The organism is Paracoccus lichenicola (genome assembly GCF_009708075.1).
In the GTDB taxonomy this organism is placed as follows: Bacteria; Pseudomonadota; Alphaproteobacteria; order Rhodobacterales; family Rhodobacteraceae; genus Paracoccus; species Paracoccus lichenicola.
In genome coordinates, this window is the sequence record NZ_WMBT01000008.1 from 1 (window position 1) to 24,577 (window position 24,577).

Annotated in this window: 27 protein-coding genes and 1 riboswitch; of the genes, 20 read left to right on the forward strand and 7 right to left on the reverse strand. The window is 69.4% G+C overall.

Translation table 11 applies throughout. From position 1 onward, the window contains the following. On the reverse strand, positions 1-322 hold a 322-nt coding region (locus tag GIY56_RS18570; RefSeq protein WP_230312505.1), incomplete at its 3' end, for a hypothetical protein. An 18-nt stretch (positions 323-340) separates the two neighbouring features. Here GIY56_RS18570 and chrA point away from each other — a divergent pair. After that, positions 341-1,711 carry a chromate efflux transporter gene (gene chrA, locus GIY56_RS12725; protein WP_154765232.1) on the forward strand — a complete coding sequence of 457 codons (1,371 nt, stop codon included), beginning with the start codon at positions 341-343 and terminating at the stop codon, positions 1,709-1,711. A 75-nt stretch (positions 1,712-1,786) separates the two neighbouring features. Then, positions 1,787-3,454 carry a Na/Pi cotransporter family protein gene (locus tag GIY56_RS12730; protein ID WP_154765233.1) on the forward strand — a complete coding sequence of 556 codons (1,668 nt, stop codon included), beginning with the start codon at positions 1,787-1,789 and terminating at the stop codon, positions 3,452-3,454. A gap of 6 nt (positions 3,455-3,460) precedes the next feature. On the opposite strand, the gene GIY56_RS12735 is transcribed toward GIY56_RS12730, so the two are convergent. Beyond that, a complete protein-coding gene (locus GIY56_RS12735) occupies positions 3,461-4,561 on the reverse strand; it encodes a zinc-binding dehydrogenase (protein ID WP_154765234.1) in 1,101 nt (366 codons plus the stop codon). A 39-nt stretch (positions 4,562-4,600) separates the two neighbouring features. Beyond that, complete coding sequence (locus GIY56_RS12740) at positions 4,601-6,061, reverse strand: APC family permease (protein ID WP_230312506.1); 1,461 nt, start codon at positions 6,059-6,061, stop codon at positions 4,601-4,603. A gap of 128 nt (positions 6,062-6,189) precedes the next feature. Continuing rightward, positions 6,190-6,294, forward strand: a riboswitch (TPP riboswitch). A 70-nt stretch (positions 6,295-6,364) separates the two neighbouring features. Between GIY56_RS12740 and thiD the strand changes: the two genes are divergently transcribed. From thiD to GIY56_RS12780, 8 genes are read left to right on the forward strand one after another with little or no spacing between them, the layout of a single operon-like run. Then, positions 6,365-7,183 carry a bifunctional hydroxymethylpyrimidine kinase/phosphomethylpyrimidine kinase gene (gene thiD, locus GIY56_RS12745; protein ID WP_154765235.1) on the forward strand — a complete coding sequence of 273 codons (819 nt, stop codon included), beginning with the start codon at positions 6,365-6,367 and terminating at the stop codon, positions 7,181-7,183. Then, positions 7,180-8,127, forward strand: coding sequence for an FAD-dependent oxidoreductase (locus GIY56_RS12750; protein WP_154765236.1), 948 nt, complete (start codon positions 7,180-7,182; stop codon positions 8,125-8,127). Before thiD ends, GIY56_RS12750 begins: the two co-directional genes overlap by 4 nt. Further along, a complete protein-coding gene (gene thiS, locus GIY56_RS12755) occupies positions 8,111-8,305 on the forward strand; it encodes a sulfur carrier protein ThiS (RefSeq protein ID WP_154765237.1) in 195 nt (64 codons plus the stop codon). Before GIY56_RS12750 ends, thiS begins: the two co-directional genes overlap by 17 nt. Positions 8,306-8,309: 4 nt before the next feature. Beyond that, positions 8,310-9,071, forward strand: coding sequence for a thiazole synthase (locus tag GIY56_RS12760; protein ID WP_154765238.1), 762 nt, complete (start codon positions 8,310-8,312; stop codon positions 9,069-9,071). Continuing rightward, complete coding sequence (locus tag GIY56_RS12765) at positions 9,068-9,664, forward strand: thiamine phosphate synthase (RefSeq protein ID WP_328288540.1); 597 nt, start codon at positions 9,068-9,070, stop codon at positions 9,662-9,664. The genes GIY56_RS12760 and GIY56_RS12765 overlap by 4 nt, the downstream gene beginning before the upstream one ends. Continuing rightward, positions 9,661-10,605: a HesA/MoeB/ThiF family protein gene (locus GIY56_RS12770; protein WP_230312507.1), complete on the forward strand. Its 945-nt coding sequence runs from the start codon at positions 9,661-9,663 to the stop codon at positions 10,603-10,605. The genes GIY56_RS12765 and GIY56_RS12770 overlap by 4 nt, the downstream gene beginning before the upstream one ends. Then, a complete protein-coding gene (locus GIY56_RS12775) occupies positions 10,602-11,528 on the forward strand; it encodes an ABC transporter substrate-binding protein (protein ID WP_154765240.1) in 927 nt (308 codons plus the stop codon). Before GIY56_RS12770 ends, GIY56_RS12775 begins: the two co-directional genes overlap by 4 nt. Before the next feature lie 40 nt (positions 11,529-11,568). Further along, a complete protein-coding gene (locus GIY56_RS12780) occupies positions 11,569-12,282 on the forward strand; it encodes an ABC transporter permease (protein ID WP_328288541.1) in 714 nt (237 codons plus the stop codon). Between the two features lie 14 nt (positions 12,283-12,296). Here GIY56_RS12780 and GIY56_RS12785 read toward each other — a convergent pair whose 3' ends face one another. Continuing rightward, on the reverse strand, positions 12,297-13,145 hold the full coding sequence (locus GIY56_RS12785) for a helix-turn-helix domain-containing protein (RefSeq protein WP_230312508.1): 849 nt from the start codon (positions 13,143-13,145) through the stop codon (positions 12,297-12,299). A 94-nt stretch (positions 13,146-13,239) separates the two neighbouring features. Between GIY56_RS12785 and pobA the strand changes: the two genes are divergently transcribed. Beyond that, positions 13,240-14,406, forward strand: a complete 1,167-nt coding sequence (gene pobA, locus GIY56_RS12790) for a 4-hydroxybenzoate 3-monooxygenase (RefSeq protein WP_154765242.1) — start codon at positions 13,240-13,242, stop codon at positions 14,404-14,406. Here the strand turns inward: pobA and GIY56_RS12795 are convergent. Next, positions 14,400-15,302 carry a LysR substrate-binding domain-containing protein gene (locus GIY56_RS12795; protein WP_154765243.1) on the reverse strand — a complete coding sequence of 301 codons (903 nt, stop codon included), beginning with the start codon at positions 15,300-15,302 and terminating at the stop codon, positions 14,400-14,402. The two genes, pobA and GIY56_RS12795, sit on opposite strands and share 7 nt — an antisense overlap. A gap of 89 nt (positions 15,303-15,391) precedes the next feature. On the opposite strand from GIY56_RS12795, the gene pcaD reads away from it, so the two are divergent. The 5 genes from pcaD to GIY56_RS12820 all read left to right on the forward strand — a co-directional run bounded on the left by pcaD (position 15,392) and on the right by GIY56_RS12820 (position 19,002). Beyond that, positions 15,392-16,177, forward strand: a complete 786-nt coding sequence (gene pcaD / locus GIY56_RS12800) for a 3-oxoadipate enol-lactonase (RefSeq protein WP_154765244.1) — start codon at positions 15,392-15,394, stop codon at positions 16,175-16,177. Then, on the forward strand, positions 16,174-16,557 hold the full coding sequence (gene pcaC / locus GIY56_RS12805; RefSeq protein ID WP_154765245.1) for a 4-carboxymuconolactone decarboxylase: 384 nt from the start codon (positions 16,174-16,176) through the stop codon (positions 16,555-16,557). Before pcaD ends, pcaC begins: the two co-directional genes overlap by 4 nt. Then, the gene (gene pcaH, locus GIY56_RS12810) at positions 16,554-17,282 is read left to right on the forward strand and encodes a protocatechuate 3,4-dioxygenase subunit beta (protein ID WP_154765246.1); all 729 of its coding nucleotides are present in this window, start codon (positions 16,554-16,556) and stop codon (positions 17,280-17,282) included. The genes pcaC and pcaH overlap by 4 nt, the downstream gene beginning before the upstream one ends. Position 17,283: 1 nt before the next feature. After that, positions 17,284-17,883 carry a protocatechuate 3,4-dioxygenase subunit alpha gene (gene pcaG / locus GIY56_RS12815; RefSeq protein WP_154765247.1) on the forward strand — a complete coding sequence of 200 codons (600 nt, stop codon included), beginning with the start codon at positions 17,284-17,286 and terminating at the stop codon, positions 17,881-17,883. Between the two features lie 66 nt (positions 17,884-17,949). Then, entirely contained in the window at positions 17,950-19,002 is a 1,053-nt protein-coding gene (locus GIY56_RS12820; protein ID WP_154765248.1) for a 3-carboxy-cis,cis-muconate cycloisomerase, read from the forward strand. A gap of 31 nt (positions 19,003-19,033) precedes the next feature. Here GIY56_RS12820 and GIY56_RS12825 read toward each other — a convergent pair whose 3' ends face one another. Together GIY56_RS12825 and GIY56_RS12830 are read right to left on the reverse strand one after the other, a co-directional pair. Further along, the gene (locus tag GIY56_RS12825; protein ID WP_328288542.1) at positions 19,034-20,296 is read right to left on the reverse strand and encodes an MFS transporter; all 1,263 of its coding nucleotides are present in this window, start codon (positions 20,294-20,296) and stop codon (positions 19,034-19,036) included. A gap of 172 nt (positions 20,297-20,468) precedes the next feature. Continuing rightward, entirely contained in the window at positions 20,469-21,311 is an 843-nt protein-coding gene (locus tag GIY56_RS12830; RefSeq protein ID WP_154765250.1) for a BKACE family enzyme, read from the reverse strand. A 206-nt stretch (positions 21,312-21,517) separates the two neighbouring features. On the opposite strand from GIY56_RS12830, the gene GIY56_RS12835 reads away from it, so the two are divergent. Genes GIY56_RS12835 through GIY56_RS12850 form a run of 4 tightly spaced genes read left to right on the forward strand, consistent with a single transcriptional unit; the run spans position 21,518 to position 24,561 of the window. Further along, entirely contained in the window at positions 21,518-22,180 is a 663-nt protein-coding gene (locus tag GIY56_RS12835) for an amino acid ABC transporter permease (RefSeq protein ID WP_154765251.1), read from the forward strand. Positions 22,181-22,193: 13 nt separating this feature from the next. Next, the gene (locus GIY56_RS12840) at positions 22,194-22,844 is read left to right on the forward strand and encodes an amino acid ABC transporter permease (protein ID WP_154765252.1); all 651 of its coding nucleotides are present in this window, start codon (positions 22,194-22,196) and stop codon (positions 22,842-22,844) included. A 32-nt stretch (positions 22,845-22,876) separates the two neighbouring features. Then, entirely contained in the window at positions 22,877-23,686 is an 810-nt protein-coding gene (locus GIY56_RS12845) for a transporter substrate-binding domain-containing protein (RefSeq protein WP_154765253.1), read from the forward strand. Positions 23,687-23,742: 56 nt separating this feature from the next. Beyond that, complete coding sequence (locus tag GIY56_RS12850) at positions 23,743-24,561, forward strand: transporter substrate-binding domain-containing protein (protein WP_154765254.1); 819 nt, start codon at positions 23,743-23,745, stop codon at positions 24,559-24,561. Positions 24,562-24,577: the final 16 nt, after the last annotated feature.

Below are 24,577 nucleotides of genomic sequence, written 5' to 3' on the forward strand. Positions count from 1 at the left end.
AGCTCCTCAGTCGTCCAACGACCAAACCGCCCACATATCCCTTCAGATATCCAGTGATGTCAAAAAGCAGGGGGACCAAAATCACGGAACCAGCGCCACTCTCACGACGCACCGTCCGGTCATCTATTCCCAGAATTGTCTTCCCGAAGCGCCGTTCCGTCTGGCCCGTTCCTTCGAGAACCGCTAGATAGCCCCGCCGTACCGAGGGTGCAAGAGAAAAAATGCGGAAAGCCGAAATTTTTTGATCATTGCCTTTCGCCGGGCAAGGACGCCTGCTGGAACCGTGGATGTTCTGGGCCTTCGGCCATGCCGACATCCGCATCACGTGCCGGGGAAACGCATGAGACAGGATCAGCCTTATCCGACCCTTGCCCAGGCCGCGCGCATCTGGGCGCGCATCGGGCTTCTGAGCTTCGGCGGACCGGCGGGGCAGATCGCGCTGATGCACCGCATCCTGGTCGAGGAACAGCGCTGGCTGGGCGAGAAGCGGTTCCTGCACGCGCTGAACTTCTGCATGGTGCTGCCCGGACCCGAGGCGATGCAGCTGGCGGTCTATATCGGCTGGCTGATGCACCGGACCCTGGGGGGCATCGTCGCGGGGCTGCTGTTCGTCCTGCCGGGCCTGGTCTCGATCATGGCGCTGTCCTGGATCTATGCGCTTTGGGGCCAGACCGGCACGCTGGACTCGCTGTTCTTCGGGCTGAAGGCCGCCGTTCTGGCCATCGTCGCGCAGGCCGTGATCCGCATCGGCTCGCGCGCGCTGAGAAACGGCCCGATGATCGCCATCGCGGCGGCGTCCTTCGTGGCGATCTTCGCCCTGGGCGTGCCGTTTCCGGTCATCATCCTGGCCGCGGGCCTGATCGGCTTCGCGGGCGCGCGGGCCGGGCTTGCGGCGTTCCACGGCGGCGGGGGCCATGGCAAGGCAGGCGGCGTCCCCGTGGCCGATGCCGAAACCCTGCTGGGCGAGGAGGTGCCCGACCACGCGCAGGTCAGCCGGGCCGGGGCCATCCGCGTCTCGGCCGTGTTCGGGGCGCTGTGGCTGGTGCCGGTGGCGGCGCTGTTCGGGCTGGCGGGGCCGGGCAACGTGTTCTCGCAGATCGCGGGGTTCTTCAGCGTCATGGCGGTGGTCACCTTCGGCGGAGCCTATGCGGTGCTGGCCTATGTCGCCCAGCAGGCGGTCGAGACCTATGGCTGGCTCGCCCCGGGCGAAATGCTGGACGGCCTGGGCATGGCCGAGACCACGCCGGGACCGCTGATCATGGTCACGCAGTTCGTGGGCTTCATGGGCGCGCTGCGCGATCCGGGGGCGATGCCGCCGCTGCTGGCGGGCACGCTGGGCGGGCTGCTGACGACCTGGGTGACCTTCGTGCCCTGCTTCCTGTGGATCTTCCTGGGCGCCCCCTTCATCGAGCGGTTGCGCGACAACCACGCCCTGTCGGCGGCGCTGAGCGCGATCACGGCGGCGGTGGTGGGGGTGATCGGGAACCTGGCGGTCTGGTTCGGGCTGCATGTGCTGTTCCGGCAGGTCCGGCCGCTGGAGGCCTGGGGTCTGTCGCTGGACTGGCCGGTCTGGCGCACCCTGGACCCCGCCGCCCTGCTGCTGGTCGTGGCGGCGCTGGTCGCGGTGTTCCGGTTCCGCCTGGGGCCGGTCGCGGTGCTGGCGGGCTGCGCCGGGGCGGGGCTGGCCCTGCGTCTGGCGGGGGCCTTGTGAACGCCGCCCCGCGATTCGCGATTTGCTTTTCCCCCTGAACGCCTAACCTTGCACCATCATTCCGCGGAGCGCGCCATGCACCTTTTCCTTGTCCTGATCCACCTCGGCGCGGCCGTGATGTTGCTGCTTTGGGCCGTCAGGATGGTGCGCACGGGGGTCGAGCGGGCCTTCGGCGCGGGCCTGCGCAGCGCCATGCGGCAGGCGGGCGGCAGCGTCGCGGGCATGGCGGCGGTGGGCGTGGGGCTGGCGGTCGTTCTGCAAAGCGCGACCGCCGTGGGCATCCTGGCGACGGGCTTTGCCGCGTCCGGCCTGATGGGGATCAAGGTCGGGATCGCGGCGCTTCTGGGCGCGGATCTGGGATCGGCGCTGGTGGTCAAGCTTCTGTCCTTCGACCTGGGCGAACTGATCCCGGTGCTGATCCTGACCGGCACCACGCTGTTCCTGAAATCGGAACGCCGGCAGGTTCGGCAGGCGGGGCGGATCGTGCTGGGCATCGCCTTCATCCTTCTGTCCCTGCGCATGATCGGGGACGCCACCCTGCCCCTGCGCGAAAGCGCGGTGCTGCCGCAGCTGGCCGAATGGCTGGCGGGCGATCCGCTGACGGCCTTTACCCTCGCCGCCCTGCTGGCCCTGGGGCTGCATTCCTCGGTCGCCACGCTGCTGATCGTCGCAAGCTTCGCGTCAGGCGGCCTTCTGTCGGTCGAGGCGGCGGCCCCCATGGTGCTGGGCGCGAACCTGGGGGGCGGGCTGGTCGCCGTCTGGCTGACCCGGGGCGCGCCCCTTCCGGCCCGGCGGATCCCGCTGGCCAACCTGATCTTCCGCGGCATCGGCGCGCTGTCCGTCCTGCTGCTGCTGCCGCTGGTGCCGCTGCACTGGCTGGGGGGCGAGGCGGGCGTGCAACTGGTCAACCTTCACGTCGTCTTCAACCTGGCCCTGCTGGTCGCGGCCCTGCCCCTTGCGGGACTGGCGGAACGGCTGACGGCGCAGCTCTGGCCCACCCCGGCGGAACCCGACATGGCGAACGGCGGCTATCGCAGCGCGCTGGACCGCGCCCTGGTGTCGCGGCCCAACCTGGCGCTGGCCAGCGCCCAGCGGGAACTGCTGCGGATGGGCGAGACGCTGGAAGCGATGCTGCGCCCGGTGATGGAGGTTCTGGAAACCGGCGACGAACGCCGCATCGCCCGCCTGCGCGGCATGGACGACGAGATCAACCGCCGCCACACCGACATCACGCTGTTCATCGCCGAGGTGAACCGGGCCGAGCTGACCGCCGAGGAAGCGCGGCGCGGCCTGGAACTGGCCAGCCTCGCCATCGACTTCGAGGCCATCGGCGACCTGATCGCCGGCAACCTGCTGGTCCAGGCGACCGGCAAGAGGCGCGCCCGGCTGCGCTTCTCGAACGAGGGATGGCGCGAACTGACCGCCCTGCACGACCGGGTCATGGCGAACATGCAGATCGCGCTGAACGTGCTGGTGTCCAGCGACGTGGAAAGCGCCCGGCATCTGGTCGCCGAAAAGGCGGTGCTGCGGCGGATGGAACGCGACTGCCACGACCGCCACCTGTCGCGCTTGCGCAGCGGCAACGCCTACAGCATCGACACCAGCGATATCCACCTGCAGGTGGTGCGCGCCTTGAAGGAGATCAACTCGCTGCTGGTCAAGGTCGCCTATCCGATCCTGTCCGAACACGGGCACCTTCTGGAAACCCGCCTGGCCGAGCCGATCCCCTATCGGGTGAACTGACGGGCCTTAAGGCGTGATCAGGTATTTCGCGCCCGTGGCCTTGCGGACGAAGGCCGCGACGGTATCGGGGTCCAGCACCCCCTCCAGCGGGATGCGCGCGGTGTAATGGCTGGCGAAGGTCGTCGTCCTCTCGTCCACCACGCGCTGGCGCATCCGCGCGACTATGGCGGGATCCAGGCGTTGCAGGACGTTGAACAGCAGCCAGCCGCCCACGCTCCAGCTAAAGCCGAAGCCGCGGCGCAGGATCGTGGGACCCAGATCCAGCGCGCCATAGATATAGCCCTGCTTCGGCACGGCCGAGCCGTAAAGGCCATAGCTGGCGTCGCGCGCCGCCACCGCCTCCATGGCGTTGAGGACGATGCTGGTCGTCTCGCCCCCGCCGATGGCGTCAAAGGACAGGGTGGCGCCGGTGGCGGCGATGGCCTCGGTCAGGTCGCCGGGGAAGCTGGCCGCGCTGCTGTCCACCACATGCGCCGCGCCAAGGCCGCGCAGCAGGGCGACCTGTTCGGGGCTGCGCACGATGTTGACCAGGCCGATGCCGTCGGCCTGGCAGATCCGCACCAGCATCTGGCCCAGGTTCGACGCGGCGGGGGCGTGGACGATGGCCTTGTGCCCCTCGGCCCGCATCGTCCCGACAAAGCCCAATGCGGTCAGCGGGTTGACGAACAGCGCCGCCCCCTCCTCGGCCCCGGCGCCCTCGGGCAGGACCAGGCAATCCCCCGCCCCGATCAGGCGCAGCCGGGCATACATCGCGCCCCCCAGCATCGCCACCCGCCGCCCAACCAGGTGCTGCTGGTCGGGACCCGCCGCGACCACCGTGCCCGCCCCTTCGTTGCCCACGGGCATGGACCGGCCGATCCGGGCGCGCAGGCCGGGCATGGCCGCATCGGGGATGCGCGCGGTCAGCCCGTCGCCGTCGCGGGCCAGGGTGGACAGGTCGGCGGGACCGAACATCAGCCCCAGGTCCGAGGGGTTGATGGGCGCGGCCTCGACCCGCACCAGCAACTGCCCGGGGCCGGGGTCCGGCAGGCTGACGGGTTCCAGGGACAGCCGCAGCGTGCCGTCTGCGGAAACGGTCGATCTCAGTTCCAGGCTGTCGCGGTCCATCTGTCCTCCGGGTGCTGTCCGGCCATCCTTCCGCCGGGATCAATTGCGCGGCGCATCCCCGTGATGCTCGCGCATCCGCTCGATGTCGCCCAGGCTTCCCGGGAACGGCTTGCGGCGCGCCTTGTTCCAAAGCCAGGTCGCGGCCCACAGCACGATGCCAAGCACCAGCAGCCATCCCGCGATGCGGTACTGGTCCATCTGCGCCGCGCTGCGCGCCCAGGGTCCGGCCAGAAAGGCGCAGGTCGCGGCCCCGATCCAGGGCAGGAACCGGGGGGCGCGGAAATGCTCGTGCCCGACCGGGTGGCGCCGCAGCACGATCAGCGAGATGTTGACCACCGTGAACACGCAGAGCAGCAGCAGCGAGGTGGTGCCCCCCAGCAGGCTGACCGCCGGAAGGTCGGACCGCGTGACCACGAACCAGATCAGCCCGAAGGCCAGCACGGTCGTGAACAGGATCGCCACCCAGGGCGTGCGGCGGGTGTGGTGGACCAGCCCCAGGCCGTGCGGCAGCACCCCCTGGCGGGCCAGGCCATAGATCAGCCGGCTGGCCATCAGCATGTTGATCAGCGCCGAATTGGCGACCGCGAACATGCCGATAAAGGGAAAGATGGTGTCGAAGGGCAGGTTCGGCGCACCCGCCCGCACCACCTGCGTCAGCGCCGATCCCTTGTCGGGGTTCGACAGATCCCCCACCGGCACCAGCGCCACCGCGCAGATCGACACCAGCACATAGATCACCCCCGTGATCGCCAGCCCGGTCAGCATGATGCGCGGAAAGATGCGGACGGGATCCTTGACCTCCTCGGCCATGTTGACCGAATCCTCGAAGCCCACCATGGCGAAGAAGGCCAGCGCGGTGGCGGCGGTCAGGGACAGGAAGGCGCCCTTTTCGGCGGACGACTGGAAGACCATCACTTCGGAAAAATCCGCCCGGCCCTGCGCCATGGCGTAAAGGCCCACGAAGATGATCATCAGCAACCCGGTCAGTTCCACGCAGGTCAGCACGACGTTCGCCTTGACGCTTTCGCCCACCCCGCGCAGGTTGACGGCCGCCACCAGCGCCATGAAGCCAAGCGCCAGAACCAGGATGCCGGTGCTGCCCTTGGCCAGGCCCAGGCCGAAGCCGTCGTTCAGGAAGCCCGCGAAGGCGTTCGACGCCGTCGAGGCCGAGGTGATCCCCGAACACATGACCGTAAAGGCCACAAGGAAGGTCAGGAAGTGGATGCCGAAGGCGCGATGCGCGTAAAGCGCGGCCCCCGCCGCCTGCGGATAGCGCGTCACCAGTTCCAGGTATGAAACGGCGGTGATCGTCGCCACCAGGAAGGCCACCAGGAAGGGCGCCCAGGCCGCACCCCCCACCTCGGCCGCGACGGTGCCGGTCAGGGCATAGACGCCCGTCCCCAGGATGTCGCCGACGATGAACAGCAAGAGCAGCTTCGGACCCATGACGCGGTGCAGTTCGGGCTGTTGCGGCGTCCCGGCAGGATGTGCTTGTGACATGTCGGCCCCCGATCAGGTGTCAGGGTCAAGACTGGCCCCCAAGTTGCAATCCGGCAAGAAGAATCGCCCGGGACCCTTGGCGCGAAGGCACTGGACGACCCCGCCCCGTCCCGCTAGGGTCGCGCCGACACTATCCGTTGGGGCGTCCCGTCGCGGGGCTGAGAGGTGCAAGGCACCGACCCATCGAACCTGATCCGGGTCATGCCGGCGGAGGGAACGGATAGGCAGACGCGCCGCCCCGTTGCCGCATCCCGTCTGCCGCCGCCCTTCCCCCCGTCATGCCCCATGCCGAAGGAGGGGCAGATGACACGAACCGTCTTGACCATCGCCGGGTCGGACAGCGGCGGGGGCGCCGGGATCCAGGCGGATCTCAAGACCGTGTCGGCGCTTGGCTGCTATGGGGCCAGCGCCATCACGGCCGTGACCGCGCAGAACACCCGGGGCGTCCTTGCCGTTCACATGCTGCCGCCGGACCTGATCCGGGCGCAGATCGACGCGGTGCTGGACGACATCGCCGTCCACGCGATCAAGATCGGCATGGTCGGATCGTCCGCCGCCATCGCCGCCGTTGCCGCCTCGCTGCGCGATTGCCCCGTCCCCGTCGTCCTGGACCCGGTGATGGTCGCCAAGTCCGGCGACGTGCTGATGGGGGACGACGCCATCCCCGCCCTGCTGGGCGACCTGCTGCCCCTGGCCCGGGTGCTGACGCCGAACCTGCCCGAGGCCGCCCGCCTGCTGGGTGTTTCACCGGCGGGCACCGAGGCCGCGGCCCTTGCGCAAGGCCAGGCCCTGCGCGCCCTTGGTCCCGGCCATGTGCTGATGAAGGGCGGCCACGCCGCAGGCGCGCATTGCACCGACCTGCTGGCCGGTCCAGACGGCACCGCGCGCTTTTCCTCGCCCCGCATCCGCACGCGCAACACCCATGGCACCGGATGCGCGTTGTCGGCGGCCATCGCGGCGGGGCTGGCCCAGGGGCTTGCGGTGGCAGACGCCGTGGGCCGCGCGCATGACTGGCTACACGGCGCGATCCTTGCCGCCGACGACCTGGCCGTGGGCGGGGGCAACGGACCCGTGCATCATTTCCACGCCCTCTGGCCGCGCCGGGCGGGGGCGGCGGCATGACCGTGACCGTCTTTGGCGGGGGCGTGATGGGCCTCTGCATCGCCACCGAGCTGACCCGGCGCGGCATCCCCGCCGCGATCCTTGACGACGCGCCCGGTCCCCAAGCCTGTTCGTGGTGGGCGGGCGGAATGCTCGCCCCCTGGTGCGAGGGCGAGAATGCCGATCCGGCGGTGACGCGCCACGGGCTGTCCGCCGCCGGTTGGTGGCAGGACCAGAGCGTTCCCGTCACGCGGAACGGCACGCTGGTGGTCAGCCTGGCGCGCGATGCAGGGGCGCTGTCGCGCTTTGCCCGGCGCAGCGGGGGCCACCGCACGCTGGACGCCCCCGGCATCGCCGCGCTGGAACCCGATCTGGCAGACCGCTTCACCCGCGCCCTGTTCTTCGCGGACGAGGCGCATCTGGCCCCGCGCCAGGCCCTGGCGATCCTGTCCGAACGCCTTGGCCGCTGCCAGCAGGCCAGCGGTCAGGTCATCGACTGCCGGGGCCTTTCGGCCCGCGACGCCCTGCGCGACCTGCGCGGCGTCCGGGGCGAAATGGCCGTGATCCGCTGCCCCGAGATTACGCTCTCCCGCCCGGTCCGCCTGCTGCATCCCCGGATGCCGCTTTACGTGGTGCCGCGCGGCGACGGCGTGTTCATGCTGGGCGCCACGATGCTGGAAAGCGACCGGCGCGGCCCGCCCACGGCGCGCGCCGTGCTGGAACTGCTGTCCGCGGCCTTCGCCCTGCACCCCGCCCTTGCCGAATCCGAGGTGCTGGAACTGGGCGCCGACGCGCGCCCCGCCTTCCCCGACAACCTGCCGCGCATCCGCCGCGTGGGGGGCGTCATCCACGCCAACGGCCTTTACCGCCACGGCTTCCTGCTGGCCCCTGCGGTGGCCCGCATGGTGGCCGACCACCTTCAACACCAGACCAGACCGGAGTTCATGGATGCGGATCACCCTTAACGGCACCCCGCGCGATACCGCCGCCACCACGCTGGCCCAAGCCCTGGCCGAGGCGGGCCTGAGCGGCCGCATCGCCACCGCGCTGAACGGCACGTTCATTCCCGCCCCGTTGCGCAAGACGACGCCCATCCGCGACGGCGACGCCATCGAGGCGCTGGCCCCCATGCAGGGGGGCTGAGCCGATGCCGGTCTTCTATGGCACCCCCATCGACAGCCCGCTGATGCTGGGCACGGCGGGCTATCCCTCGCCCCAGACCCTCGCTGACGCCTTCGCCCGGTCGGGCGCGGGCATCGCCACCGTGTCCCTGCGCCGGGAAGCAGGCGGCGGGCAGGATTTCTGGGCGCTGATCCGGTCCCTGGGCGTGACCCTGCTGCCCAACACCGCAGGCTGCCACGGCGCGCGCGAAGCCGTCACCACCGCGCAAATGGCGCGAGAGGTCTTCGGCACCGACTGGATCAAGCTCGAGGTGATCGGCCATGCCGACACGCTGCAACCCGATGTCTTCGGCCTGGTCGAGGCCGCACGCATCCTTTCCGGCGACGGCTTCAAGATCTTTCCCTACTGCACCGAGGATCTGACCGTCTGCGAACGCCTGCTGGATGCGGGTTGCCAGGTCCTGATGCCCTGGGGCGCGCCCATCGGATCGGGCCTCGGGCTGAACAACCCCCACGGGCTGCGGGCGCTGCGGGCGGCATTCCCCGACGTGGCTCTGGTCGTCGATGCGGGCATCGGCCTGCCCAGCCACGCGGCGGCGGCGATGGAGATGGGCTATGACGCGGTGCTGCTGAACAGCGCCGTGGCCCGCGCGGGCGACCCCGCCGCGATGGCGGGGGCCATGGCGGACGCCATTCGGGCCGGACGCGCCGCATACCTCGCTGACCCGATGGAGCGGACCGACATGGCCATCCCTTCGACCCCCGTGATCGGGCGGGCGTTTCTGTGACGCTGCCGCGCTTCTACCCGATCTTTGACAGCGCCGACTGGATCGCCCGCGCCCTGCCGCTTGGCGTGCGGCTGGTGCAGCTGCGCATCAAGGACCGCCCCCATGACGCCTTGCAAACCGAGATCGCCCGCGCCCGCGACCTTTGCCGCCATTACGGCGCGATCCTCGTGGTCAACGACCATTGGCGGCTGGCGATGGATCTGGGCTGCGGCTTCGTGCATCTGGGGCAGGAGGATCTGGACCACGCCGACCTGCCCGCGATCCGCGCGGCGGGGCTGCGGCTTGGCATCTCGACCCATGACGAGGCGGAACTGGACCGGGCGCTGGCCTGCCGGCCCGACTATGTGGCGCTTGGCCCGGTCTGGCCGACGATCCTGAAGCCGATGAAATGGCACCAGCAGGGTGTGGAGAAGCTGACTGGCTGGAAGGCGCGGATCGGCGACATTCCCCTCTGCGCCATAGGCGGGCTGACGCCGGAGCGGGCGCGGCTGGCGCTTGCGGCAGGTGCGGACGTGGCCGCCGCCGTGACCGACATCACCCTGAACCCCGACCCTTCGGCGCGCATCCGCGAATGGCTGGAGGTCGCCGCATGAGATATGCGCGCCAGACCGTCCTGCCGCAGATCGGCACCGAGGGTCAGGCCCGGCTTGCCGCCGCGCAGGTGCTGGTGGTCGGCGCGGGCGCCCTGGGCGTTCCCGTGCTGCAATACCTGACCGGCGCGGGGGTGGGCTGCATCACCCTGGTCGATCCCGACCGGGCCGAGATCTCGAACCTGCACCGCCAGCCGATCTATGGCCGCCACCTGGGCACCCCCAAGGCGCAGGCCGCCGCCGTGGAAATGGCCGTGCTGAACCCCGATACCACGGTCATGCCCCTGGTGGCGCGACTGGATCCGGCCAATGCGCCCGATCTCGTGGCGAGGGCCGATCTGGTGCTGGACTGCGCCGACAGCTTTGCCGCGACCTATGCGCTGTCGGACGCCTGCCTTGCCGCGAACCGCCCCCTGATCGCGGCCTCGGTCCTGGGCACCCAGGGCTTCGCGGGTGGCTTTTGCGGCGGCGCGCCGTCCTTTCGCGCGGTGTTTCCCGACCTTCCCGCGCAGGCGGGCACCTGCGCGACAGCGGGCGTGATGGGACCGATGGCGGGCCTGATCGGGGCGTTGCAGGCGCAGATGGCGATGGCGGTGCTGCTGGGGCTGCGACCGACTCCGCTGGGCCAGATGATCCGCTTCGACGGGTTGCGGCCCGCCTCCTTCCGCTTCGACGGCGCCCCCGAACCCGAAACCGGCCACCGCTTCATCGCCGCCAGCCAGATGCGCCCCGACGATCTGGCCGTCGATCTGCGCGGTCCCGAGGAATCCCCGCTGCCCTTCGTCCCCCACGCCTTGCGCCAGCCGGACCGCCTGCATCCGGCGGAGGGGCAGCGCGTCGTTTTCGCCTGCCGCTCGGGCCTGCGGGCCTGGACCGCCGCCGACCGCCTGCGCCGCGACTGGCCGGGCGAGATTGCCCTGATCGCCCTTGGAGACGCCCCATGAAGCCCCTCGCCCTGGCCCTTGCCCTGCTTGCCACCCCTGCCGCCGCGCAGGATCTGTCGCTGATGCTGGACTGGTTCGTGAACCCCGACCACGCGCCGATCATCGTGGCGCAGGAACTGGGCTTCTTCGCCGATGCCGGCCTGACGGTGCAGATCACCGCCCCCGCCGATCCGTCCGATCCGGCGCGGATGCTGGGTTCGGGGCAGGTGGATCTGGCCGTGGGATACCAGCCGCAACTGCACCTGCAGGTCCATGAAGGGCTGCCGCTGACCCGCATCGCCACCCTGGTCGCCACGCCCTTGAACTGCGTGACGGTGATGGCCGACGGGCCGGTGCAATCCGTCGCGGATCTGAAGGGCCGCAGGATCGGCTATTCGGTGCCGGGGATGGAAAGGGCGCTGATGGGCGCGATGCTGGCGGGGGCAGGCCTGTCCATCGACGACGTGGAGATGGTCAATGTCGGCTGGTCGCTGTCGCCCGCGCTGATGACGGGCCAGGTCGATGCCACGCTTGGCGGGTTCCGCAATTTCGAGATCACGCAGATGCGGCTGGAAGGGGCCGAGGGCCGCTGCCTGTTCGTCGAGGAAAACGGCATCCCCGCCTATGACGAACTGATCCTGCTGGCCAATCCCGAAACCATGGACCCCGACGCGACCGCGCGCTTTGTCGCCGCCCTGGAACGCGGCGCGCATCACATCCTCAACCACCCCGACACGGCCTGGCAGGTCTTCCGCGACGCCCATCCCGACCTCGACGACGAATTGAACCGGCAGGCCTGGGCCGCGACCCTGCCGCGCTTCTCGCAAAGCCCCGGCGCGGTGGACCACGCCCGCTATGCCCGGTTCGAGGCCTTCCTGCGCGACGCAGGCCTGATCGACTCGGTGCTGCCGGTCAGCGCCCTGGCCATGGATCCCGGCGCATGAGCCGGGACGCCCGCTTCCCGCCGTTCCGGACACCTGCCGGGTGATCCGGTTCGCGGCGGTCTTCGTGCTGCTGTGGCAGGGTGCGGTCACGGCCCTGCAGATCCCGCGCTTCCTGCTCCCCGGGCCGCTGGCGGTCGCGCGGGCCATGATCGACGGACGGGCCGCCCTGGCCCGCGCGGCCCTGGTCACCGGGGCCGAGATCGGCGCGGGCTTCGTCCTCGGCGCGGCCCTGGGCGTCCTGATGGCGCTGGCCATGGGGCTGCTGGCGCCCCTGCGCCGCGCCCTGATGCCGCTGATGACGATCAGCCAGACGGTGCCGGTCTTTGCCTTCGCGCCGCTGCTGACGCTGTGGCTGGGCTATGGCATCGCCCCCAAGATCGCCATCGTGGCGCTGACGGTGTTCTTTCCGGTCGCCTCGGCCTTTGGGGACGGGCTGTCGCGCACGCCCCGGGTGTTTCGCGAGCTGGCCGACAGCCTGGGCGCCACGTCCGTGCAGGCCATGCGGATCGTCCGCATCCCCGCCGCCCTGCCCGACCTGGCCAGCGGGCTGCGGATCGCCGCCGTTCATGCCCCGGCGGCGGCCATCGTGGGCGAATGGGTCGGCGGATCGCACGGCCTGGGCGCGCTGATGATCCAGGGGGCCGGGCGCATGAAGATCGACGCGATGTTCGCGGCCCTGGCGGCGACGGTCGGGATCGCGGTCGTCGTCAAGGCCGCCGTGTCGCGGCTGGCCCTGCGGCTGGAGCGTTCGTGATGCCCCCGGGCCGCTCAGGCAAGGCGCAGCCGATAGGCCGAGGGCGTCTCGCCCGTCGCCACCCGGAACCGGCGCGAGAAATAGGGCGGGTCGTCGAAGCCCAGCCTGTGGCCCACCTCGGCCACGGGCAGGCGGGTGAAGGCCAGAAGCCGGCGCGCCTCGGTCATCAGCACGGTCTCGATATGGCGCGTGGCGCCCTGGCCGGTCGCTGCCCGGCAGATGCGGCTCAGGTGCCCCGGCGTGATCGCCAGCGCGCGGGCATGGTCGGCCGCGCCCCAGCCATCGGCCATGTGTTGCAGGATCAGCCGCTCGAACTCCTCCATCCGGCGGCGGGCCAGCGGCGCGACGGCCTGCCCGTGCCGTGCGGCGATTTCCGCGACCGAGATCAGCAGGGCCTGCGACAGGCTGACCAGAAGCCCGGCGCGGAACGGACCCGTGTCGCGAAAGGCGCGGTGGATCTGGCGCGCCAGCTCCGCGATGCGGTCGTCCGCAGGCTGGCGCAGGGGCCGCGACAGCAGCCGCGTCAACTCGCCCGAGGCCGAGACCGCGCCCGACAGGATGCTGAGCGGAAAGGACAAGACCAGCCCCTCGCTGCCCTGGGCGAAGGTGAAGCCATGCACGAATAGTGACGGCAGGAACAGGAACTCTCCGTCCGCCAGCCTGTCGTCCTGTCCGTCGATGCGGACGGCGGCGCATCCCTTCCGCATGAGGAAGACCTGCACCATGTCGCCATGGCGATGCGGGGCGATGATCCAGTCGTGCAGGCCCGCCCGGTCCCGGATCCGCTCGCAATGAACGACATCGGGAAAGGCGCCGGTTTCGCCAAACAGGGTAAAGGCGGGAATGGCGGATTCTGTCCTCATGCCCGAAAGATACCAGTGCGCGCCGGTCCCGTCCATTCGCGCAAGGCCCCGCGTGCAGCATAAGCGGCAACGCGGAACAGGGAGAAGCGCGCTCATGGACACTCAGGTCGTCATCATCGGCGGCGGGCCTTCGGGCCTGCTCTTGTCGCAACTGCTGAACCGGGCGGGCGTCGCCACGGTGATCCTGGAGCGCGGCACGCGCGATCACGTGCTGTCGCGCATCCGGGCGGGCATCCTGGAATGGGGCAGCGTCGAGGTTCTGCGCGAGGCGGGCGTGGGCGCGCGCATGGACGCCGAGGGGATCCCCCATGACGGCACGCTGATCACGGATGCGGACAGGGTGGTCCATATCGACTTCAAGGGGCTGACGGGCAGGCGGGTCATGGTCTATGGCCAGACCGAGGTGACGCGCGATCTTTATGCCGCGCAGGACGCGATGGGCACGACGATCATCCACGGCGTGCAGGACGTGCGGATCCTTGATCTGGACGGCCCGCGGGCCTCGGTCGAATACACCGTCGATGGCCAGCGCCGCCGCCTGACCTGCGCCCATGTCGCGGGCTGCGACGGCTTCCACGGCGTCAGCCGCAAGACCATCCCGGCGGACAAGCGGCAGGAGTTCGAGCGCGTCTATCCCTTCGGCTGGCTGGGCATCCTGTCGCGCACGCCGCCGGTGGCCGACGAGCTGATCTATGCCAACTCGCCCCACGGTTTCGCCCTGGCGTCCATGCGCAGCGAAAGCCTGGTGCGATACTATGTGCAGGTGCCGCTGACGGATACGGTCGCGGACTGGCCCGACGACCGCTTCTGGACCGAGTTTCGCCGCCGCATCCCCTCCGACGCCGCCGCGCGGCTGGTGACGGGACCGTCGATCGAGAAATCCATCGCTCCCCTGCGCAGCTTCGTCAGCGAACCGCTGCGGTGGGGACGGCTGTTCCTGGTGGGCGACGCCGCCCATATCGTGCCGCCGACCGGGGCCAAGGGGCTGAACCTGGCGGTGTCGGATGTCTTCTACCTGCACGACGCTCTGATCGCCGCGCTGAAGGGCGACCAGACCGGCATCGACGCCTATTCCGCCCGCGCCCTGGCCCGCATCTGGAAGGCCATGCGCTTTTCCTGGCAGATGACGACCATGCTGCACCGCTTCGACGGCGAGGACAGCTTTGCCGCCCGGATGCGCCGCGCCACCTTGGCCCATCTGGCCGAGTCGGAAACCGCCCGGCGCGACCTGGCCGAGAATTACGTGGGCCTGCCTTACTGAGCGGCGGCCTCCAGCGCGGCGATGAACCCCTGCGCCTCGGGGCGCGGATCGTCGCCGTCGCGCAGCGATATGCCCACCGGGCCGCCCAGAAGCTCGTTGCGGATGGGCAGGATGACCAGGGCGCCCGCCTCGATCTCGGGGCGGACAACGCCTTCGGAGATGAACCAGACGGTGTCGGACCGCGTCACGACCTCGCGCCCGAAGGCCAGCGAGACGTTCTCGAAGGCGGGCTGCGGGTCGGTGATGCCCACGGAATGCAGCCAGCTTCGCACCGACGCGGCGATCATCGCCCCCGCAGGCGGCAGCATCAGCGGGTGGCAGGCCAGATCGGCATGGTCCCACTCCCCCCGCAGCAGCGGATGGCCCGCGCGCACCACCGGCACCACGCGTTCCCAATACAGGCGGCGAAAGGTCAACGCTTCGGTATTGCCTGCGGGCGGCATCCGGCCCACGACCAGATCCAGCTGGCCCTCGCGCAGCAGCGACAGCAGCAGCCAGTTCGGCCCGGTCATCACGTCCAGCAGCACGTCGGGCCGCGTGTCCCGGAACGCCAGCGCCGCGCGCGGCACCAGGCCCGTCGCCGCCGTGGGCAAGACGCCCACATGCAGGCGCGGGCGTTCGGCCGGGGGCGACAGCACCAGCGTTTGCGCGCGTTCCAGATCGGCCAGCGCCGCGCCCGCATGGGTTTGATAAACCCGCCCCGCTGGCGTCAGGACCAGCTTGCGCCCGGACCGGTCGAACAGGCGCACGCCCAGGATGTCCTCCAGTTCGCGGATGGTCTTGGACGCGGCGGGTTGGCTAACATGCAGCGCGTCTGCCGCAGCCGACAGGCTGCCCAACCGGGCGGTTTCCAGAAAGCAGCGCAGGTGGCGCAGGCGCAGGTGGGAATGCAGCATGGATAACTTGCAGGTTATGGCGGCGTTGCATCATTATAATTTTCATCGCCTGCCCTGTCATGCGATAACGGGCGCCAAGGGGGGACAGAATGCATACCATTTCCACATCCGACATCACCCTGCACATCCGCGACGAAGGCCCGCGTGATGGCCGCGTGGTGATGCTGGCCAATTCGCTGGGCACCGACCTGCGTGTCTGGGACGCGCTGCTGCCGCTGCTGCCCGTAGGGCTGCGGATCGTCCGTTACGACAAGCGCGGCCACGGCCTGTCCGACGCCACGCCCGCGCCCTATGCGCTGGACCAGCTGGTCGCCGATGCCGAAGCTGTCTGCGACGGGCTTTCCTTGCGCGACATCACCTTCGTGGGCCTGTCCATCGGCGGGCTGATCGGCCAGGGGCTTGCGGCGAAACGCCCCGATCTGGTCCGCGCGCTGGTGCTGATGGACACCGCCGCCAAGATCGGCACCGCCGCCATGTGGCAGGACCGCATCGACACGATCAACCGGGACGGCATCGCGGCCTTGGCGGATCCGATCCTGGAACGCTGGTTCACCCCCGCCTTCCGCGCCGCGAACCCGGAATTCGCCCTGTGGCGCAACATGCTGACCCGCACATCCGTCGCGGGCTATGCCGGCTGCTGCGCGGCGATTGCAGGCGCCGACCTGACGGAAAGCACCCGCGCCCTGCGCCTGCCCGTCATGGCGATGGCGGGGGACCAGGACGGGTCCACCCCGCCCGATCTGGTCCGCGCGACCGCCGCCCTGTGCGGCGCGGATTTCCACGTCATCCCCGACGCGGGCCATATCCCCTGCGTCGAACAGCCCGCAGCCACCGCCCGCCTGCTGGCCGATTTCCTGGAAAGGACCGCCCCATGACCGACCGCCACGCCCAAGGCATGAAAACCCGCCGCGCGGTCCTGGGCGACGCCCATGTGGACCGGGCCGAGGCCGCCAAGTCCGACCTGGACGGGCCGTTCCAGGACCTGATCACCGAATCCGCCTGGGGCACCGTCTGGTCGTCCGACGCGATCACAAAACGGGAACGGTCCATGCTGACCCTGGCCCTGCTGGCCGCGACCGGCAATTTCGAGGAAATCCCCATGCATGTCCGCGCCACCGCCCGCACCGGCGCATCCAAGCGCGACGTGATGGAGGCCTTCCAGCACGTCGCCATCTATGCCGGCGTCCCCCGCGCGAACCACGCCATCAAGCTGGCGAAACAAACCTATGCCGAGATGGAGGCGGCATCCGAATGAACGACCTTGGCCCGCTGATCCCCCGCAACCGCGAGGCGCACCCGGTTGCGTATTACCCCGACTACAAGACGTCCGTGGCGCGGTCCCCGAACCTGCCGCTGCTGTCAATGGAATCCGGCCCGTCCGAGGAAACCGGCCCGACCTTCGGGCATTCCCGCTTCGGCGCGCTGGACAACAACCTGATCCTGAACTGGACCAAGGGCGCGGCCCCCGCCGTGGGCGAACGCATCCTGATGCACGGGCGCGTGCTGGACGAAAACGCCCGGCCCGTCCCCAATACGCTTGTGGAAATCTGGCAGGCCAATGCCGGCGGGCGATACCGCCACAAGAAGGACACCTATCTGGCGCCGCTGGATCCGAACTTCGGCGGCTGCGGGCGGGCGCTGACGGACGAGAACGGCTATTATCAGTTCCTGACGATCCGCCCCGGCGCCTATCCCTGGCCGAACCGCGGGAACGACTGGCGGCCGATGCACATCCACGTCTCGGTCTTCGGGCACAGCTTCGGCCAGCGCCTGATCACCCAGATGTATTTCGAGGGCGATCCGCTGATCCCGCTGTGCCCCATCGCCGCAACGATCCGCAACCGCTCGCAACTCGACCGGCTGGTGGCGCCCCTGGACATGGCCCGTTCGCGGCCGCTGGATTACCTGGCCTACAAGTTCGACATCGTGCTGCGCGGCCGCCGCCAGACCATGTTCGAGAACAAGCCGGAAGGAATGTGAGATGGTCCAACCGCTGACCTATTTGCCCGAATCGCCGTCCCAGACCGCCGGGCCTTATGTCCATATCGGCCTGATGCCGACCTATGCCGGGAACGCCGGGTATTACGACGAGGAAATCGGCACCTCGCCCATTTCCGACGGCGCCCAGGGCCAGATCATCGAGATCGTGGGGTCGGTCTATGACGGCACCGGCTGGGCCTTGCGCGACGCGCTGATCGAAAGCTGGCAGGCGGATGCGTCTGGCAAGTTCGCGGGCCAGGAGGGCGCGGACCCCGCCGTCAGCGGCCATTGCCGCTTTGCCGCCGATGCGGTGACGGGGGAATTCACGCTGCGCACCGTCAAGCCGGGCCGGGTTCCGTCGCGCCATGGCCGGGCCTTCGCGCCGCATGTCTCGATCTGGATCGTGGCGCGGGGGATCAACATCGGCCTGCAAACCCGCATCTATTTCGAGGACGAGAACAACGAGGGCGACCCCCTGCTGTCCCGCATCGAGCAGCGCCCCCGCGTGGACACGCTGATCGCGAAGAAGATCGGCGACGGCAGGTATCGCTTCGACATCCGCCTGCAAGGCGAGGGCGAGACGGTGTTCCTGGACATCTGACCGCCGGATTTGAGAGAAGCGGCGCGGGGGCCACCCTCGCGCCGCTTTCGCATGGAAGGACAGGACATGAGCGACGTTTTCGACCATCCCTGGCTGGGCGGGCTGTTCGCCGATCCCGAGATGGCTGCCTTCTGGTCGCCCGACGCGCAACTGGCCGGGATGCGCGCCTTCGAGGCCGCCTTCAGCCGCGCGCTTGGCCGGGCGGGGCTGACCGACAAGGGTGAAGATGCGGCGCGGGCCATCGAGGGCATGGGCTTCGACATGGCCGACCTGCGGGCGGGCACCGGGCAGGACGGCGTGGTCGTGCCGCGCCTGGTCCGGCAGATGAAGGCGGCAGCGGGCGATGCGGCGGGGGCGGTCCACAAGGGCGCGACCTCGCAGGACGTGATCGACAGCGCCACCGCGATGGCGATGCGCGACACGCTGGCGCTGGTGGATGCGCGGCTGGCTGACCTGACCGTTGCGCTGGAGGGGCTGACCGCCCGCTTCGGCGCCCGCCCGCTGATGGGCCGCACGCGGATGCAGGCCGCGACCCCCATCACCGTGGCCGACCGCATCGCGCCCTGGCTTCTGCCCCTGGCCGATCACCGGGCGCGCATCGCCGAGGCCCGCCCCCGCGTCGCGCGGCTGCAACTGGGCGGCGCCTCGGGCGACCGTGCCGACTTGGGCGATGCGGCGGTTGGCGTGGCGGCGGACATGGCGGCGGCGCTTGGCCTGGAAAACCCGCCCCGCGCCTGGCACGCGATGCGCGACGGGGTGGCCGAGTTCGCGGGCATCCTGTCGCTGGTCACGGGAACCCTGGGCAAGATGGGCCAGGACGTGGCGCTGATGGCGCAGCAGGGGATCGAGGAGATCGAGCTGTCGGGCGGCGGCACCTCGTCGGCCATGGCGCACAAGCAGAACCCGGTCCTGGCGGAACTGCTGGTGACGCTGGCGCGGTTCAACGCGGGGCAGCTTGCCCTGATCCATCAGGCCATGATCCACGAACAGGAACGGTCGGGCGCGGCCTGGGCGCTGGAATGGATGGTCCTGCCGCCCATGGCGCAGGCCACGGGGCGGGCGCTGGCGGCGGCGATCCAGCTTGCCGGTCAGGTCAGGCGGATCGGCACCCCCGAATAGCAAAGGGGCGCTGCCTGCGCCCCCTGGCCGGTTACAGCTTCTGGCGCACCACCACCGATTGCGCCAGGGCCAAGGCCCCCAGCAATCCCACCACCGCGAAGACATAGAACCCCCACGGATGGCCGATGCCCATGGACACCAGCGTGCCGCCCACAAGCGGCCCGGCGATGGCGCCCAGGCGTCCCACGCCCGCCGCCACGCCAAGCGCCGTGGCCCGCACGCCCGGCGGATAGTTCGACGCGACAAAGGCATAAACCAGCACCTGCGCCGAGAAGACGAAGCAGCCGGTCAGGAACACCATCGGATACAGCAGCGCCGGTCCCATCCGCACCGACAGCACCGCCAGCAGCACGGCCCCGCACAGGAACCAGGCGACGGCGGCGAGTTTCAGCCCGATGCGGTCGCCCACGCGGCCCGCGACCAGCAGCCCGGCGATCGCCCCCGCGTTCAGCAGCAGCAGCAGCCACAGCCCGCCCGTCAGGCTGTATCCCGCCGCGACCATCAGTTTCGGCAGCCAGGTGTTCAACCCGTAGACCAGCAGCAGCCCCATGAAGGATGTCACGCAGATCGCGACCGAATTGCGCAGGAACGCGCCCCGGAACAGGGTGGCCAGGGACGCGCGCTCCTCGGGGACCGGCGGGGCGTCGGGCAGGGTCAGGCCGTGGCTGTCGGCAATGGCCTGGGCTTCCGCGCGCCGTCCGGCGGCGATCAGGAAGGACGGCGATTCCGGCAGCATCCGCATCATCACGGGCGCCAGGATGAAGCCCGGAATGGCGCCCACCACGAACATCGCCCGCCATCCCAGCGACGGCAGCACGATCAGCCCCAGCAGCGCGGTCGCCACCGCCCCCACGTGATAGCCCGTCATCACCGTGGTCGAGGCCTTGCCCGCCCGGCCACGCGAAAATTCGGTCACCATGGCGATGGCCGTGGGCAGGCAGCCGCCCAGGCCGAAGCCCGCCAGGAAGCGGAAGATGCCCAGTTGCACATAGTTCTGCGCGAAGGCGCAGGCCAGGGTCAGCAGCGAAAAGACCAGCACGGCAAAGATCATGATCTTGCGCCGGCCCAGCCAGTCGGTGGCAATCCCGATGGACAGCGCGCCCAGCGTCATGCCCACAAGGCTGATGGTGGACACGAAGGTCGCCTGCGCGGGGGTCATCCAGGGCACGTCGCCCCCGGTCAGCGTGGGGATCAGCGCGCCCAGCACGACCAGGTCGAAGCCGTCCAGGACAACGGCGATCCAGCACAGGATCGCGACGGCACGCGCCGCAGTGCCTTGAGAAATGGGTGTCACGTTTGTCTCCTTCCCATGGGGGGATGGTGACGGGTTTCCCCACCGTGGCCACGATCCGTGACGCGTCCTCATCCCCCGCGGGGGCTTACCACGCCCCGGCCCTGCGGCAAAGCGCCACCCTTAGCCGGGGGCATGATATTTGCACGTCGTGTCATATCCGGGCAGTTATGGATCAAGCCGCCTGCGGCATCCGCAACCCCAGGATCTGCCGCGCCTGCCGCCAGGTGGCTATGGGCCGGCCATGCCTTTCGGCGATCTCGACCGCGCGGCGCACCAGCGCGGCGTTCGAGGGGGCCAGATGGTCGCGGTCCAGGCGCACGTTGTCCTCCAGCCCCGTGCGGGCATGGCCGCCCGCGCCAATGGCCCATTCGTTCAGCACGATCTGGGCCGGCCCGATCCCCGCCGCGCACCAGGGCGCGTCCTCGCCGAACAGGCGCTTGACGGTGTGGATGTAATAGTCGAACACCTCGCGGTCGGCGGGCATGGCGTTCCTGACCCCCATCACGAACTGCACATAGGGCCGGTCCCTGATCTGCCCCGCTTTCCACATCTGATGGGCCTTGAGGATGTGGGACAGGTCGAACGCCTCGATTTCCGGCTTCACTTGATAGACCAGCATCTCGGACGCAAGCCAGTCCACCAGGTCGGGCGGGTTCTCGTAAACGCGGGTCGGGAAGTTGTTGGACCCCACCGACAAGGACGCCATGTCGGGCCGCAGCGGCAGCATCCCGCCCCGCGCCCGGCCCGCGCCGGACCGCCCGCCCGTGGACAGTTGCACGATCAGGCCGGGGCAGTGCTTCTCCAACCCTTCCTTCAGCCGGGCGAAGCGGTCGGGGTCACTGGTGGGCTTGCCCTGATCGTCGCGGACATGGCAGTGGGCGATGGTCGCGCCCGCCTCGAAGGCCTCGTGCGTGGATTCGATCTGTTCGTCGATGGTGAGGGGGACGGCGGGGTTGTTGTCCTTGGTCGGCAGCGACCCGGTGATCGCCACGCAGATGATGCAGGGATTGGTCATGGCTGGCCCTTTCGCCGGAAATACCCCCATGATCGGCCAAAACCGGCAGGCCCGCCAGACGGGAACGACGCTGGTCGCTTTTCGGGGAATTAACCTCATGTTAGGAAAATGCCGGGATTGGTATTTGACGGAACACCCGTCCCCGGTCACCTTTCGATGCGAGGGGTGACAACGCCTGACTTGTGCCACCTGGGAGGGGGGAACCAATGACCTTGGACTTCGGCGTCGTCTGGGCGCGTTGGCCCGAATTGCTGATGGGGCTTGGCGGAACGCTGTTCCTGGCGGTGTCGGGCATGATCCTGGCGCTGGTGATCGGCGTCCTTGGCGTGGCGGTCCGCCGGTCGGACAGCCGCATCGGGTCCGCCCTGGTGATCGCCTTCGTGGAACTGATCCGCAACACGCCCTTCCTGGTGCAGATCTTCTTCATCTTCTTCGCCATGCCGCTGGCGGGCCTGCGGCTGAACCCCACCGTCACCGCGATCATCGCGCTCGGCGTGAACGGCGGCGCCTACGCCATCGAGATCATCCGCGGCGGCGTCGAAAGCATCCCCACGGGCCAGACCGAGGCCGGGCTGGCCCTGGGCCTGCGCCAGGGCGAGATCTTCCGCAAGATCATCCTGAAGCCCGCGCTGCGCGCCGTGTTCCCCTCGCTCGCCAGCCAGTTCATCCTGCTGACGCTGACGACATCCATCGCCACCTCGATTTCCGCCTTTGAACTCACCAGCGTGGCGCAACGCATCGACGGCGACACCTTCCGCAGCTTCGAGGTCTATTTCACCATCACCGCCATGTATCTGGCGCTGTCCTGGTTCGTGATGTCGCTGTTCGCGCTGATTTCCCGCGCCGCCTTCACCTATCCCACGCGCTGAGAAGGGGACGATCATGTCCACCATCGGAACCCCCGAACTGCTGTTCCTGCTGCGCGGCCTGGGCTGGACGCTGGCGCTGACCGCCATCGGCTTCGTGGGCGGCATCGCCTTCGGCCTGGTCGTGGCCCTGGTGCGCGTCAGCCGCAGGCGGTGGCTGCGCAACCTCGCCGCCGCCTGGATCGCGATCTTCCAGGGCACGCCGCTGCTGATGCAGCTGTTTGTGGTCTATTTCGGCCTGCCGCTGGTGGGGATGGACCCGCCCGCCTGGGGCGCGGTCGCTATCGCCCTGACCGCCCACGCCTCTGCCTATCTGGGCGAGATCTGGCGCGGCGCCATCCAGGCCGTGCCGGGCGGCCAGTCCGAGGCCGCGCACGCCCTGGGCATCAGGTACCGCAGCCTGATGCGCGACATCATCCTGCCCCAGGCGTTCCGGCTGTCGCTGCCCGCCACCATCGGGTTCCTGGTGCAACTGCTGAAAGGGACATCTCTGGCAGCCATCGTGGGCTTCATCGAGCTGACGCGGGCGGGCCAGATCGTGTCGAACCAGACCTTCAAGCCGCTGATCGTCTTCGGCATCGTCGGCCTGATGTATTTCCTGCTGTGCTGGCCCCTGTCCTTGTGGGGCGGGCGCATGGAACGCCGCATGGCACGGAACCGCCGCTAACCACCATTCCGCATTCCTTGGGAGGACATGACATGCTTCTGAAACTGACCCTGACCGCTGCCGCGCTGGCGCTGATCGTCGGTGCCGCCGATGCCCGCAGCCTGGAGGAGGCCAAGGCCTCGGGCAAGCTGATCGTCGGCATCCAGGCCGACAACTGCCCCTGGGGGTGCCTGGGCAGCACCGGCGAGGCGCAGGGCTTCGACGCCGAAATCGGCCGTGCCTTCGCCGCCCATCTGGGGCTGGAGGCGGAATTCGTCCCCATGGCCGTGGCGAACCGCATCCCCGCGCTGACCGCCGACAAGGTGGACGTGCTGATCGCGTCCCTGGGCATCACCGCCGAACGCGCGCAATCGGTGCAGTTCAGCCAGCCTTACGCGGAAAACACCCTGTTCGTGACCGCCGCCAAATCCGAATCGCTGCCCGATCTGGCGTCCCTGTCGGGCAAGTCGATAGGCGTTCCCCGCTCGGCGCCCATGGACACGATCCTGACGAAGGACGCGCCCGCCGACACGAACATCCAGCGGTTCGACGATGACGCGGCCAACATCCAGGCGATGCTGTCGGGCCAGGTTCAGGCGGTGGGATCGAACCAGTTCTACATCCAGCGCCTGGAAGCCGCGCGCCCCGGCGAGTTCGAGAACAAGTTCCCCATCGGCGCGTTGTACCAGGGCATCGCATCCCGGCTAGGCGAGGCCGACTGGAACGGGGCTGCCAACGATTTCCTGGACGGCTTCGTCGGCAGCGAGGGCTTCAACGCCGCTTATGCCGAATGGCTGCAAGTCGCGGTGCCGGACTTGCCGGACACCATCGACGGCGTCAGCTTCACCGTGGCGCAACAATAGGCTTTAAGAGCATGAGGGATCGCCCGGCGGTCCCCCGTTTCCAGGGAGGAAAGACCATGCTGCACTTCACCCGCATCGCCACGGCCGGCGTTCTGGCGCTTGCCGCGCTGAGCGCCACCGGGGCCTATGCCCGCTCGGTCGAGGAGGCCAAGGCCTCGGGCACCATCCGCATCGGCATCCAGGGCGACAACTGCCCCTGGGGCTGCATCAACTCGGCGGGCGAGGCCGACGGATACGACGCCGCCATGGGCCGCGCCTTTGCCGAACACCTGGGCGTTCAGGCCGAGTTCGTGCCCCTGGCCGTCGCCAACCGCATCCCGGCGCTGACCACCGACAAGGTGGACGTGCTGTTCGCCACCATGGGCATGAACGCCGAACGGGCGCAGGCGATCCAGTTCTCGGTCCCTTATGCCGCCAACCAGATCTCGGTCGTGGGGCCGAAGGACGCGGATCTGTCCACGCCCGAGAAGCTGGCCGATTACCGCATCGGCGTGCCCCGGTCCGCAGCCCAGGACACCGCCCTGACCGCGCTTGCGCCCGAAGGCACCAACATCATGCGCTTTGACGACGACGCGGCGACCATCCAGGCGCTGATGTCGGGCCAGGTCGATGCCGTGGGCGGCAACCAGTTCTACATCACCCGGATCGAGGAAGGCGCACCCGGCAAATACGAAAACAAGCTGCCGCTGACCGTGCTGTATAACGGCGTCGGCACCCGTCTGGGCGAGGCCGACTGGAACGGGGCCGTCAACGGCTTTTTGACCGAGTTCATGGCCACCGACGACTTCAAGGGCATCTACAACACCTGGATGAACATGGATCCGCCGCAACTGCCTGCGGAAATGGAAGGCGTGCCCTTTACCATCGCCCAATGAACCCCTGGCCCGGCGG

Coding starts and splice junctions, on each gene's coding strand:
- chrA (WP_154765232.1), top strand. CDS start 341: ATGAGACAGGATCAGCCTTATCCGACCCTTGCCCAGGCCGCGCGCATC.
- GIY56_RS12730 (WP_154765233.1), top strand. CDS start 1,787: ATGCACCTTTTCCTTGTCCTGATCCACCTCGGCGCGGCCGTGATGTTG.
- GIY56_RS12735 (WP_154765234.1), bottom strand. CDS start 4,561: ATGGACCGCGACAGCCTGGAACTGAGATCGACCGTTTCCGCAGACGGC.
- GIY56_RS12740 (WP_230312506.1), bottom strand. CDS start 6,061: ATGTCACAAGCACATCCTGCCGGGACGCCGCAACAGCCCGAACTGCAC.
- thiD (WP_154765235.1), top strand. CDS start 6,365: ATGACACGAACCGTCTTGACCATCGCCGGGTCGGACAGCGGCGGGGGC.
- GIY56_RS12750 (WP_154765236.1), top strand. CDS start 7,180: ATGACCGTGACCGTCTTTGGCGGGGGCGTGATGGGCCTCTGCATCGCC.
- thiS (WP_154765237.1), top strand. CDS start 8,111: ATGCGGATCACCCTTAACGGCACCCCGCGCGATACCGCCGCCACCACG.
- GIY56_RS12760 (WP_154765238.1), top strand. CDS start 8,310: ATGCCGGTCTTCTATGGCACCCCCATCGACAGCCCGCTGATGCTGGGC.
- GIY56_RS12770 (WP_230312507.1), top strand. CDS start 9,661: ATGAGATATGCGCGCCAGACCGTCCTGCCGCAGATCGGCACCGAGGGT.
- GIY56_RS12775 (WP_154765240.1), top strand. CDS start 10,602: ATGAAGCCCCTCGCCCTGGCCCTTGCCCTGCTTGCCACCCCTGCCGCC.
- GIY56_RS12785 (WP_230312508.1), bottom strand. CDS start 13,145: ATGAGGACAGAATCCGCCATTCCCGCCTTTACCCTGTTTGGCGAAACC.
- pobA (WP_154765242.1), top strand. CDS start 13,240: ATGGACACTCAGGTCGTCATCATCGGCGGCGGGCCTTCGGGCCTGCTC.
- GIY56_RS12795 (WP_154765243.1), bottom strand. CDS start 15,302: ATGCTGCATTCCCACCTGCGCCTGCGCCACCTGCGCTGCTTTCTGGAA.
- pcaD (WP_154765244.1), top strand. CDS start 15,392: ATGCATACCATTTCCACATCCGACATCACCCTGCACATCCGCGACGAA.
- pcaC (WP_154765245.1), top strand. CDS start 16,174: ATGACCGACCGCCACGCCCAAGGCATGAAAACCCGCCGCGCGGTCCTG.
- pcaH (WP_154765246.1), top strand. CDS start 16,554: ATGAACGACCTTGGCCCGCTGATCCCCCGCAACCGCGAGGCGCACCCG.
- pcaG (WP_154765247.1), top strand. CDS start 17,284: ATGGTCCAACCGCTGACCTATTTGCCCGAATCGCCGTCCCAGACCGCC.
- GIY56_RS12820 (WP_154765248.1), top strand. CDS start 17,950: ATGAGCGACGTTTTCGACCATCCCTGGCTGGGCGGGCTGTTCGCCGAT.
- GIY56_RS12830 (WP_154765250.1), bottom strand. CDS start 21,311: ATGACCAATCCCTGCATCATCTGCGTGGCGATCACCGGGTCGCTGCCG.
- GIY56_RS12835 (WP_154765251.1), top strand. CDS start 21,518: ATGACCTTGGACTTCGGCGTCGTCTGGGCGCGTTGGCCCGAATTGCTG.
- GIY56_RS12840 (WP_154765252.1), top strand. CDS start 22,194: ATGTCCACCATCGGAACCCCCGAACTGCTGTTCCTGCTGCGCGGCCTG.
- GIY56_RS12845 (WP_154765253.1), top strand. CDS start 22,877: ATGCTTCTGAAACTGACCCTGACCGCTGCCGCGCTGGCGCTGATCGTC.
- GIY56_RS12850 (WP_154765254.1), top strand. CDS start 23,743: ATGCTGCACTTCACCCGCATCGCCACGGCCGGCGTTCTGGCGCTTGCC.